The organism is Psychrobacillus glaciei, from assembly GCF_008973485.1.
Lineage (GTDB): Bacteria > Bacillota > Bacilli > Bacillales_A > Planococcaceae > Psychrobacillus > Psychrobacillus glaciei.
Map to the genome: position 1 here is coordinate 903,217 of NZ_CP031223.1, position 12,640 is coordinate 915,856.

At 36.0% G+C, this 12,640-nt stretch carries 8 protein-coding genes and 1 pseudogene; 8 read left to right on the forward strand and 1 reads right to left on the reverse strand.

The genetic code is table 11. The annotated features are described in order from the left end of the window. Positions 1-94: 94 nt before the first annotated feature. Together PB01_RS04150 and PB01_RS04155 are read left to right on the forward strand one after the other, a co-directional pair. Positions 95-541 carry a VanZ family protein gene (locus tag PB01_RS04150; RefSeq protein WP_151699019.1) on the forward strand — a complete coding sequence of 149 codons (447 nt, stop codon included), beginning with the start codon at positions 95-97 and terminating at the stop codon, positions 539-541. A 225-nt stretch (positions 542-766) separates the two neighbouring features. Continuing rightward, positions 767-1,432: a ribonuclease H family protein gene (locus PB01_RS04155; RefSeq protein ID WP_151699020.1), complete on the forward strand. Its 666-nt coding sequence runs from the start codon at positions 767-769 to the stop codon at positions 1,430-1,432. A 351-nt stretch (positions 1,433-1,783) separates the two neighbouring features. Here PB01_RS04155 and PB01_RS04160 read toward each other — a convergent pair whose 3' ends face one another. Next, positions 1,784-2,194 carry a hypothetical protein gene (locus tag PB01_RS04160; RefSeq protein WP_151699021.1) on the reverse strand — a complete coding sequence of 137 codons (411 nt, stop codon included), beginning with the start codon at positions 2,192-2,194 and terminating at the stop codon, positions 1,784-1,786. 303 nt (positions 2,195-2,497) lie between these two features. Here PB01_RS04160 and PB01_RS04165 point away from each other — a divergent pair, with 303 nt between their 5' ends. The 6 genes and pseudogenes from PB01_RS04165 to PB01_RS04195 all read left to right on the forward strand — a co-directional run bounded on the left by PB01_RS04165 (position 2,498) and on the right by PB01_RS04195 (position 12,312). Continuing rightward, positions 2,498-3,562 (forward strand): SGNH/GDSL hydrolase family protein, encoded by a 1,065-nt coding sequence (locus tag PB01_RS04165; RefSeq protein WP_151699022.1) that lies wholly within the window; start codon positions 2,498-2,500, stop codon positions 3,560-3,562. 181 nt (positions 3,563-3,743) lie between these two features. Continuing rightward, on the forward strand, positions 3,744-4,223 hold the full coding sequence (locus PB01_RS04170; protein ID WP_151699023.1) for a metal-dependent hydrolase: 480 nt from the start codon (positions 3,744-3,746) through the stop codon (positions 4,221-4,223). Positions 4,224-4,518: 295 nt separating this feature from the next. Beyond that, positions 4,519-4,707, forward strand: coding sequence for an ATP-binding protein (locus tag PB01_RS04175; RefSeq protein ID WP_151699024.1), 189 nt, complete (start codon positions 4,519-4,521; stop codon positions 4,705-4,707). A gap of 420 nt (positions 4,708-5,127) precedes the next feature. Then, positions 5,128-5,481 carry a hypothetical protein gene (locus PB01_RS04180; RefSeq protein WP_225986161.1) on the forward strand — a complete coding sequence of 118 codons (354 nt, stop codon included), beginning with the start codon at positions 5,128-5,130 and terminating at the stop codon, positions 5,479-5,481. 10 nt (positions 5,482-5,491) lie between these two features. Beyond that, positions 5,492-5,995: pseudogene (locus tag PB01_RS04185) on the forward strand (diguanylate cyclase domain-containing protein). Positions 5,996-7,146: 1,151 nt separating this feature from the next. After that, positions 7,147-12,312 (forward strand): S8 family serine peptidase, encoded by a 5,166-nt coding sequence (locus PB01_RS04195; protein ID WP_151699028.1) that lies wholly within the window; start codon positions 7,147-7,149, stop codon positions 12,310-12,312. Positions 12,313-12,640: the final 328 nt, after the last annotated feature.

Here is a 12,640-nt window from a genome sequence, read left to right on the forward strand (position 1 = left end):
TTGGAGGGCATTTTTGATTGTCTAAAAGAGAAATATTGGATTTTTTTTGGTATAATATCATTAAAACTTTGAGAGCCTAAAGGAAACTACATATATGAGTAAATATCTTTCGTGGTTAGCCGTAATCTTGTGGATGTGCCTAATTTTTTACTTTTCCCACCAACCAGCTACTGCATCAAGTGAATTGAGTACAGGGATTACAGAGTTTATTGAAATAACCGTAGAAAAAGTGGCACCTAACGCAAATTTTATTACTGAAAATTTTCATCATATCGTCAGAAAAAATGCTCATTTTTTTATTTATTTAGTGCTTGGTGTACTTATCTTGCATGCCTTGAAGCTAAACTGGACCGGAAAATATAGAGCGATGGGGATAGCCCTATTTATTTGTGTGCTTTATGCAATGTCCGATGAAGTGCATCAACTATTTGTTCCCGGCAGAGGGGCGCAAGTGAAAGATGTGCTCATAGATAGCGCTGGTGCAACTCTTGGGGTTGTCGTGTATTCGGTTATTAATAGATTAAATTCGCGGATTCTTTGAATGGTATGAAGAGGGAAGTATAACTAGGTAGTGAGGAAGAAGTGCAAATCATCTATACACTTTTCTAAAACATAAGAAAGTATGAATTAAATAATAAAGTCGATAGTAGTCGAAATAGTTTTGCTTCGGCGGCTATTTTTCATTTTCAAAGATTGTTTCAACAAAAGCTTGCTGATTAAAAAGTACAGTTTTTCTACAAACTTATGAATAGAAGGGGGACTGGCGATGAATGTTCGCATCGAATGGATATATAGAACGTCCAAGGGAGCGGAAACCTTTTTTCATTCCGAGGAGATGCCAGCAGCACAGGTTTTGCTGTTTGCGGAAGACATGGGAAGGACTGGACGTGTAAAAAGCATTGTATTCATTGATCGATTTGATAGTAAGTGGTCGCTCAAGGAGTTAAAAGGTTATTTGAAAGGCATCGAAACGGAACCGCATAATGTGAAGGTTTATTTTGATGGAGGCTTTGACCGTGCTACATTTAGCTCGGGATTGGGTTGTGTTATTTATTATGAGCAAAGTGGCAAGTCATACAGACTTCGACGTAATGCTCCTGCTGTCGCACTAACTTCCAATAATGAAGCAGAATATGCCGCATTTTATTTGAGTTTGCAGGAACTTGAGTTATTAGGCGTTCATCATTTGCCGGTTCAGTTTATTGGCGATTCGCAAGTAGTCATTAATCACTTGCGCGAGGACTGGCCCGTGATTGAAAAGGGTTTATCCAACTGGGCAGATCGGATTGAACAGAAGATGAAGGAGCTTGGTTTACAACCGGAATATAACCTGATACCGCGAAAGTTGAATAATGAGGCGGATAGGCTTGCTACTCAGGCTTTGAATGGCATTGAAATCACAGCGGTGAGTGAAGTTTCAGGCGACTTGTGAGATCATTTCCCTTTAGTGAGTTTTTCGATAAATTTAGACTAGATGTTCTCCTCAAAAGCGCATTTTCCTTGTATCGCAAATTCAGTGCCTCATATCGCATGTTCAGTGTCAAGTACCGCAAGATCAAGTTCTCATAACGCAAGTTCAGTGCTGCGTACCGCAAATTAAGTGTTGCATAACGCAAATTCAGTAACTCATATCGCAAGTTCAAATCGTGTAACGCAAATTTAAAATCACTATTTGTTGGGGAAATATTTATTCTTACGTGTTGCAACTGGAAATGCAAGACTAAAACAGAGAAGTCTAAAAAGCCTGTAACTAGGCTTTGCAGACTAGTTACAGGCTTTTTTTTTAGTTAGCAGGAATTTCAGTGTGATTTTCTTGTTTGGCAGGTGAGTCGTTGTTATCTTCTGGTAAAGACTCTTCTGATTTCGGCAGTTTTTTCTGTTGAGATTTTGGGAACGCTTGTTTTGCCTCTGTTTTTGAGTTGCTATCTTGCACGTTTTCATTATAATATTGCACACTTGTCATTGCGCCTTCTTCTACCATACGATTGTCGTCTGGATCGTGTGGATCCGAAAAACCAGCTTTCGTCATTTGTGTCGGTTTATACTTTTTCGAATCCATATAAGAATTGGCTTTTGTTTTTGTATTTTTCAATGTCGTTTTAGCTTTCTCTCTGTTTTCCATTTTTTTTAAATACATAATAGCGAATGCAGCTATACCACCCATTAAAAAAGATCGTTTATTTCCTTTAACCATTCTCATCACTCCCAATTTAGTTAATTACTATAGTTTACCCTCATCAGAAGTCAGTCAAACATATCCATTTGCAAAACTAACTTGTTTTTTGGATTAAACTAGTAATATTAAATGTTTATATGTGAATTTAGCCACACCACCTATATGAAGTAATTTACAACCTTTTTGCACATTGGAAGTTAATCCGAAATATGGTTTAATTATTACAAAGACGTTACTGGTGCCTGGCACCAGTAACGCCTTTGTAATATAATATGAATTTTTTTGGTGAAATATTAATAATGGTAGAGAGGAGAATAAGTATTGAAAAGGTATTTTTCGTTAATTTTTATAGCAGTCTTTATGGTATTTAGCGTTGGAACATCTTCTGTTGAGGCAGATAATGTGAAAATTGACTATGTGGCGTTAGGGGATTCTATAGCATCTGGGCATACACCATATGGGGTAAAGGTAGGTAGAGGTTTCACAGATATAATCAGCGAAGCACTCGCTAAGGAAGGTGTACTTGGTTCGTTTATGAAAGATTTTGCGTCATCTGGTGAAACAAGTGCTGGATTGTTGGAAACATTAAAACGGAATGACGTGCAACAATCACTTAAGGAAGCTGAACTTATTACGATTATAAGCGGAGCCAACGATTTTATTGATGAACTGTATAATCCGGAAGACGAGAGTATGCATGTGGATATTTCCAAGGCAACAGCTCTATTAAATAAAGTAGAAGGTAATCTGGTATCTGCAATACAAAGAGTGAAAGCCTTAAATCCAGACGCAGATATTTATTTGTTCGGGTATTTCTTTCCATTACCGCATTTGAAAGATGCAGATTCCAAAATCCAATTACAGCTTGCTTTTAATATTGTAAATTCAAGGATGGCGAGTATTGCTAAAAATGAGGGGATTCATTTTGTGGATGTTGCTTCTGCATTTGACGCAAAAGGTACTTATTATTTAGAAAATCCACAAGATATTCATCCGAATGAGGCTGGTTATCAAGTTATAGCAGATCAATTTTTCAAATACTACAGCATTCCCTTGAATGGCCCTTTTCCAAACCCAACTCTTGAATGGGGAAAAAAAATTGAGAAAATGGAAATAGTGGAAACCGACAAAAAGTGGATTGTAACGTTAAACAAAAGTGTAGATCCTGCTAGTGTCCAACATTCGGTTTTCGTAGTGAAGGATGGAACCCAGCTTATGAATATAAGCAAAGAAGTATCCAAAGATAATCAGAAACAAATTATCATAACGCCACCAAAACAAGGCTATAAACCGGGATTGTACCAATTGATGATCACCAATAATCTAACTGACCAACTTCGGAAGCCTTTAGAAAATACTGTTTTAGTGACCTTTAAAGTAAAATGATAATGAGCTGAGCCTTCGAATATTCCATTTATTCGAAGGCTCTATTTTATTTGGAGTATTACAGAATTGTTACTGGTGCCTGGCACCCGTAATAATTCTGTAATATGGGGAGGGGTTCATTCATTCGTTTACATAGTGTAAAGTGATAGAGTGAATTACAACTTGGAGGAGAAATTGTAGCATGACAGGAAACACACACATCGTAGGCGGTATTGCAGCAAGTCTTGCTTTTGCACAAATCACAAATTATAATCCGGTCATTTTAGTTGGGGCGGGTATCATTGGCGCATTAATTCCAGATATTTGTCACGGAGGCAGCACAATTGGTAGGAAGTTCCCAATTGTATCGAGATTAGTTAATGGGATTTTTGGCCATCGTTCTTTTACACATAGTTTGGTCTTTTTGTTATTAATGGGGGCTCTTTTACATTCCTTTTTGACGAATGAATCAATTACAGCTGGTATTTTAATCGGAATGAGCAGTCATTTCATCTTAGACATGGCTACTAAAAACGGCATTAAACTTTTATTTCCATTAAAAGTAACAGTACGGTTTCCTCTCACAACTAGAACGGGAGGAGCAGTAGAAAACCTAGTATTTGCTGCATTGTCACTGCTTTCTGTCTATTTTGGATATGAAGCCTTTGCGGGGTATTTTTAAGAAATGAAATGGAGACGTCCTCTTAGAAGGTTTTTCAACATTTTATAAAGACATTCATATAAAGTGGTACTAAAAAAAAATTATCTTCCAAAAATTAAAAGCGCTCCAGTCATATTCGATATGCTTGGAGCGTTTTATTATTGTGATTCTTCGTCACTAGAGTTCTTATGAAAGTAGCATTATGATGGAAAAAATGAAATGAGAAATGGATAAAAAGTTCCAAGGAAGTTTTCATTCATTTTTAGTAAATAGGGTAATTGCATCCTAACGTATACACAAACATTGAGCTTTAAATTTGCGATTATACGGAAGATTTGCCAGATTTTTTTGTTGTTTTTACTATACGACAGAAGGAATTGTAAGTGGTAGAGGTCTGGGGATTGCCATCGTAAAGGAAATTATAGAGCGGCATGAAGGACGTGTAAATGTGGTAAGTAAAATCGGTGAAGGAACACTTTTTTCTTTTCATTGCCCGTTTATTTGAAAGAAGAGGTTGGAAGTAGAATCTGTATTTCTCAAGAAGGGAAGTAGGGGTTTATTTTGTCAAAAAACTTTCAATTTAAAATGTGTAAGTGCAAGTCCTCAATTGATATTATAAATTGTATCTCGGTGATTTGGTTCGTGGAATTAACGAAAAGATAGTTTGCTACAGTGCGAAATAAAAAAACTATAATTTCAAATAATTTGACAGGTATATGGTTATATAAAACCATTTTATTTGGTTTATAAATTTAACTTACCAATTATAATTGATTATTATATATGTATCTAATTACGTATATAAGGATAGTTAAATACAACTACATAGTGAAGTGGGGAGCACAAGTAAAAGGGAGTATATTTCATAATAGAATTCAGGAAATTAGGTATTCGGAATATTCCTAAACTACTATGGGTAGTAATTATGGTATGTTACGCTTTTCCTTTTTGTTTGGAGTTTTATATATCTGATAATAGTTTAAGTAAATCTCAAGTGTCATTCGCATGGTTTATCTGCTTAATACCATCTCTCATTTTTTCATATTATAAGGGATTTAAGGGCGGAACATTTTCGATTATTTTTGCTACCTTACTTCATGTGTTCACAAGAGTTGTTTTTGAAAAAGAAATGATGACTAAATTAGAATATTATATTCAAGTGGAAGTAATAATTGCAAATATTCTTGTAGCTCTCCTAGTTTGTTTTTTTGTGAATAAATTACAAATAGAGAATACTAAGCTAGAAATTGCTTATAAAGATCTAGCTCAAAAAAAATGAAATAAAACGATTGGCATACATAGACCCTTTAACTCAATTACCAAATAGAAGTTTCTTTGACGAAAATCTACTTAAAAACTTAACTAGTATATCGAAAAGCGATGAAACATTAAGTATTCTCTTTATCGATTTAGACAGTTTTAAAGAAATTAATGATACGTTCGGACATGATGTTGGAGACCTTTTACTTCAACAAGTGGCGTTCATTTTGACAAGCTGTGTTCCTGAAAGTGATTGCGTAGTAAGGTTAGCAGGGGATGAATTTATCATCACGCTTCCTCTATTAGATAAAGAAAAAGCGTTCAAAATTGCTAACACCATTTTACATGAATTAAAGAGGTAATTTGATATTAAGGACCATCAAGTAATGGTTACACCAAGCATAGGAATTGCGATTTACCCTGAACATGGACAAGATGCCGAAACATTGATAAAGCATGCAGACAAAGCCATGTACCAAGCAAAAAGAGCAGGGAAAAACAATTATGTAGTATTTGATAATGTGCCTCAGTGAAGTAAAATTGCAAATAAAACGAGCTGCTCCTAGTCATGTTAAACATGCCTAGGAGCGGCATTTTTTGTGTCAAGATTCGAATTTTCGACAGAATATGATGTTTCTTTTATAAATAAAAATTTTTGAACGAATTATAATTTCTTGGAGAAGTGTGTTAAATCAAAAATATTAATGGACAAGAGTGATGTCTTTGTTTTTAGTAATACTGTTGATTTCGAATAGCTTACCATTTGGTTTAGTGGAGAAGGGGTATGAATGCGTATTCGATTTAGGTGAATCCTGACGCATCAACAGCTAGTCCGTTCATCATTACAACTTTAGAGAAAACTCAATCAAGTACGAGAAATATTTTGAGAACTGTCACTAGATTGCGCAGTCACTCCATGACTCATAAATATAACGGTAACAGTATAACCTGTATTTTTTTAAAGAAAGTATATGAATTTTCTTGTCAAGAACAGATTGATTTCCTCTGCAAGAGAACGCTTTCCTGGGGAAAACATCAACCCGCTTCCTTCGCACCACTTTAGTTCAGGGTCTTGATGCTTCCCTAGGAATGGCCGCCTCCCGCTCCAATCAACAGTGCAATTAAGGGAGACAATATGCTTCGTAGAAATAATGAACGAGTACTTTCCAGTGCTTATTAATAGCGCAAATGGAATCTGAAAAAATAGATTGCATCTAATCTATTAATAAAGAAGTACTGAGCTGATGAAATATACTCTTCGTCCGCTTTTAGAAAATAGAAAAGTATCTATTCACTCATTAACCAAACCTAATGTACCTTGTTTCTACATATAATATTTCAAGAGGACCATGGGCAAACATCTTTCATAAAAGTCTTCATTAATAGTGTAGCCAATGTTTCATTCAAAGCACTCAGGAAATAGTAAAGACAAGATAAATTTAAATGCGGCGGCTTGCGTTTTTCTCATTCACCTTAATTTAATACGACACTAGTGATAATTAGATATACGAAAACATAACTTTATACGAAAACCAACTTTATGACTTATATTCACCCTTTAATAAAGTAATGTTCTAAATATATTTAATAATTAAAATTTTATGTATTTTCAAACTCTTATAACTATGATAAGTTGATAATATCGCACGGAGTGTGTGAAATTAGGGAAAAGGGGAAATGAGAATTGGGGAAATTGAAGTATACGAAGTTCTGCAGTAGTATTCTTGCTTTCGTAATGGTTCTTTCTATGTTAACGCCATTCACGGTTTTAGCAAACGAGCAGCAAGCAGCACCAATAGTAAATAATAGTCAAAGCGAGAGTAATCTACTTGCAAAAGCAGCTATTGATGAACAATTAAGTTTGTTAAATGGTAAGGCAACCCTTCACAAAGATTTAAAAGGGCTGGCAGGAGATGAAGAAGTATCTGTAATCATTCATTTATCCGAAAAACCAGTAGCTCTTGAAAAAGGTATTAAAGAGTTAACTGGGAAAAAATTCTCAAGCTCGGAAGCAGTTTCTGTGGAAAAGAAAGTAATCTCTCAACAAAAGCTTGTAGAAAAAGAAATGAATGCAAAAAGTATCTCATATAAAGAAGGTTATTCTTTCCATACTGTTTTAAATGGTTTTGGAGCAAAGGTAAAGGCTAGTGACTTAGAAAAGATTCTTGAAATCGATGGTGTCACTTTAATAGAGCCAGATGAAATAAGATTTGCACTAGACAATGAAGAATCTGAAAATGCTGATGCAATAAATGGAAATATCGGTGAAGCAAATAATACAAGTATTTCTTTTCTAGGTATTGAAAAAGTTTGGGCAAAAGGAATTAAAGGGAAAGGGATTAAAGTTGGAGTAGTCGACACAGGAATTGATTACAAGCATCCTGAATTCGCTGGAGTATATAAAGGTGGGAAAAACTTTGTACCTAATGATGGTGACTATGCACGCCACCGTGATGACAATGATCCATATGAAACAGCTCCATTAGACCGGGATCCAAATAATCCAAATACTCCTGTGACACAAAGTGGTAGCACATTTGTTACTTCTCACGGTACTCACGTATCAGGAACTATTGCAGGAATTGGTGCAAATGAATTCAGAATTAGTGGCCTTGCTCCAGAAGTAGAATTACATGTATACCGCGTTTTGGGTGCATATGGAAGTGGGTATACTTCGTGGGTTATTAGAGGAATTGAGGCAGCGGTTGAAGAAGGAATGGATGTTATTAACTTATCCTTAGGTGGGCCTTCTATGAGTTCAGTTACAGCTGATGCATTCGCGATTAACAATGCGATGTTAGCAGGTACTGTAGCGGCTGTAGCGACAGGGAACTCAGGATCTGCTCGTGGATCTATCGGAAGCCCAGCAACAGCTGCACTAGGTATTGCGGTTGGTAACTCCACCAATCCAACCATTACGGAAAAAGGGGCAACATTAAAAGTAAAAGCGGAATCTTACGACAAGTCATATGATCTTAATTTTATGGCATATAAATTTGGTGACAAACCAGGTGAACAACTTACTGGTGAGTATGATCTAGTTGCCATACCTAATTTTGGTGCAGCAAAGGATTATGAAGGTATTGATATTAAGGGGAAAGTTGTGCTAGTTTCCCGTGGGGATACAACATTTGCTGACAAAATTGATGTTGCAAAAAAAGCTGGAGCAGTTGCAGTCCTTATTCATAATAATACAGGTACTGGATTGATAAATTCTAATCAGAGTTCTGGATTTAACTTTATTACGACATTTGATATGACCTTCCCAGAAGGTACATTGCTTAGAACTGCGCTTGCTTCAAAACCAGGTAAAGTTTCATTTAGCAATTTTACGAATACGGTAACTGGAGGAGACACGTTAAGTTCCTCAAGCTCACGTGGACCTACAAATCCAGATTTTGATATAAAACCGGATGTAGTTGCACCAGGTACGAATATAATGTCCACAATACCTATGTATGGAAAAGACGATCCAGGAGCAGATTATAGCGGAGCATTTGCTAGAAAAACAGGTACTTCAATGGCGACGCCACATATTGCAGCTATAAGTGCGTTAATTCTGCAAGCGAATCCAGCTTGGACGCCATTCGATGTAAAGGTAGCTCTATCAAATACTGCAAAACTTTTAAATACAACTTCGTATGACGTTTTTGCACAAGGGCCGGGGCGTGTTCAACCTTTTGAAGCGGCATTCCCAACAGTTCTTGCTTATGCGCTAGATAGCAATTCTATCCAAAGACAAATAATTGAACACGAAAAAGGGACTGTGAGATTCGGCAAATTGAGTGAAATATCTGAAAAAGATATTTTAGTAACAAAAAAAATTCGTGTAGAAGACGTTGCAAAACTTGGCGGGGACTATACGGTTGATGTTCAAATTACAAAAGCATTCACTGGGGCAACGGTTACTGTTAATAAGCCAGCCTTCAAATTGAATGGTACGGAAATGATCGATGTAACATTGAAAGCACCAAAAACAGTGGTGTCTGCAGCAGCCGAAATTCTTGGTTATGTGTATATAAGAGGAAATGGAAAAGAAATTTCCTTACCTTTTGCAGCAGAATTCACACCAAATAATATAAAGGCTGTTGGTGTATCTGGCGTTAAAGTATCTGACTATGACTTATCGTTTCATAGTAAAAGTACAAAAAAATCATCGACCGTATCAGGGGTATTAGGTGGAACTGGGACCACTAAATATGGCGAAATCTCCGTGGAACTATCAAACTTACTAAACAATGGGGATGAAATTGGAACAGTCTACTATAATGCAGGTTCGGTTCCAAGTGTACCAGGACCAGTTTCTTACTCAATCGATGGAAAATATACAAATGGTAATGATGAAATTGTAAATATGCCTGACGGAGCTTATTCGCTAGCCATTTATGCATCAAATACTAGTGGTAGTACCACGTATGGCGATGCAGATCCAGAGCCATTATTTGTGAAGAGTATACTATCGACTATCGATACAGCAGAAACACATGAAACTTTAAAATCTGAGTATCAGTTTAATGGAACAATTGTGGATGATTATATTAAATTTATCAAGGCTCTTGTAGCTATTGGGTATAAATTTGATGTAAATGAAAAACTGTCTGTATCATACGAAGCACTTAATGCAAAAGGGGAAAAAATTGGTGGAGGCCCAGTAACTATCAAACAAGATGGTGCATTCTCAATCGATGTTGCCAACTTAATTGAAGGGGAAAACTCAGTCGTAATCCACATTTCTGATGCAGCAAGTAATAAAGTGGACTACAAATATACAATAATTGCGAAAAATACCATTTCTTATTCAGTGAATACAGATAAACTTGGACTTCAAGTTGGAGATCAAGGGAATATAACAGTTACTGAAACAACAACAAAATTAGATGGGACAACATCTGTAAAAGACGTGACCGCACAAGCGACATTCGCAAGTTCGCATGATACAATTGCGAAAGTAGAAAATGGTATTGTAACAGCGGTAGCTGCAGGCGAGGCAGTCATTGATGTTAAATATGCAGACCAATTAATCCAACAGGTTCAAGTAGTAGTAACAGAAGCACCTGTTCCAGATGTTATTACACTAATAGTAAATAACACGGTAGTTAATTTAACAGTAGGGGGAACCAAACAGCTTATTGTTACAGAAGTGACTACTCCGAACCATGGCGAACCGACAGATAATATAGTAACGGAAGATGCGGAATATGTAGTTGATGATGAAAGTATCGCAACAGTAGTAGAAGGATTAGTTACTGCGAAAGCAGCAGGAAAAGCGAAGGTTACAATTACACATAATGGACATGAAGCGACTGTAAATGTAACTGTTACAGATGAAGAAGTAATTCCGAACCCGGAACCAGTAGTTACATTAACAGTCGATACTAAAGACATAAAATTAACAACTGGTCGTACAAATCAACTGAACGTGACTGAAACTTCCACACCAGCAGAAGGGGAAGCAACAGTAAAAGACGTAACTGCAAAAGCAACATACGTTGTTGCAAATGAAAAAATAGCAACAGTATCAACAGGTGGTTTAGTAACTGCAAAAGCAAAAGGAACGACTACTATTATCATTAAATATGGCGAAAACACAGTAGAAGTAAAAGTAACAGTGACAGATCCAGTAGTGAATACAGATACTGGCGGTGGCGGATCATATTACCCATCACAACCAAAAGTAGAAGATATGAAGGTTGAAACTGGAACAACGATTGCCAATACAACGGTTAAGCGCACAACAGAATTAGATGGAACTGTAAAAGATTCGGTCACTCTAAACGCGCAAAATGTAAAAGATTCGATTAAAAAGTTAAAAGAACAAAATCAAGACACTGCAAGAATCGTAATTTCAGATAATGAAGATAAAGTAAATGAAGTTAATGTAGCGATTCCAAAAGACGCAGTGAATGCATTTGCAGATGGTAAAGCAAACTTAGAAATTTTCATGGCAAATGGGCATATCTACATTCCGCAAACTTCGATGCAAGATTTCGGAAAAGATCTCAACTTCCGTGTCGTTCCGTTGAAAGAGGAAGCGAAGAAAAATGTTGTCGAAGAACGTGCTAAAAAAGACACATTAGTTCAAAAGGTAGCTGGGAATAAAAAAGTAAACGTGTTAGGTCGTCCAATGGAAATCGAAACAAATATGCAAAATCGTTCGGTCGATTTAACATTACCGCTTCCAAAAAATGTTACACAAGAACAACTAGATAACTTAGCTATTTTCATCGAACATAGCGATGGAACAAAAGAGCTAGTTCAAGGAAAAATAGTAGAGTTTGAAAAAGATACAAAAGGAATCCAATTTACGACCAACAAATTCTCTACCTTTACGATTTTGTACGTAGAAGGTGCTGCGAAGTATTTTGCTCAACAATCATGTGACGAAAATGCGAAAGCAAGTTGCCTGAAAGTGAACAAAGCAATACCTATGTACGTATTAGAAAACAATCGCTTGAAAAAAGTGGGCGAAGCAGTAAAAGGACAAAATCTAGCGGTTAAACAAACGATTTCTCCGATGCTTGGTCTAGGTGGAGACATCTGGTTAGAAAGAACAGCAGCCATTTCTTACGAAACACCTTCGAAAGAAATGATCGCTAAAAACCAATTACCAGCGAACAAGCGTCCAAAACAAATGTGGAAAGGCCTTGAGCTAACTCCAGGTCAAATTGGTAAAGTTACCATTCTTGAAGACACTGTTATTTGGGAATCCATTGACAAAACAACGAAACTGCCAAGAGTATTGAAGAAAGGCGAACAATATCGAGTTTATCGTTATGTTCCAGGCATGTACCAAATCGGTGATAAACAATATATCGTGCAAGATTCAAACGTAGTTCTACTAAAAAAATAATTATAGTGTTCTAGTTCAATGGATCGTTCTTAGTCATATTAATTATGACTGGGAGCGATTTTTTTGCTTATAAAGGTACAAAAGATATAACTGAATTTAGTAGTTGTGACTTAATTAATATTATACGGTTTTAGAGATTCAGATTTTCATTATCCGACTAACTAAAAAGTATATACAAGTTGTGAGATAGATCAACTATGAAAATATATACATTAAAATTGAAATAATGCTTATCATGAAGAATATAATTCTAAACTCTCACTAAATTATTTATTCATAGAACTTGGATTAGTAAGTATGAATAAAAATTCAAGTAAACTTATATGAA

Bases quoted from the DNA above. Each gene is read 5' to 3' on its own strand.
- PB01_RS04155 (WP_151699020.1), top strand. From the start codon at position 767: ATGAATGTTCGCATCGAATGGATATATAGAACGTCCAAGGGAGCGGAA.
- PB01_RS04170 (WP_151699023.1), top strand. From the start codon at position 3,744: ATGACAGGAAACACACACATCGTAGGCGGTATTGCAGCAAGTCTTGCT.
- PB01_RS04150 (WP_151699019.1), top strand. From the start codon at position 95: ATGAGTAAATATCTTTCGTGGTTAGCCGTAATCTTGTGGATGTGCCTA.
- PB01_RS04180 (WP_225986161.1), top strand. From the start codon at position 5,128: ATGGTATGTTACGCTTTTCCTTTTTGTTTGGAGTTTTATATATCTGAT.
- PB01_RS04160 (WP_151699021.1), bottom strand. From the start codon at position 2,194: ATGGTTAAAGGAAATAAACGATCTTTTTTAATGGGTGGTATAGCTGCA.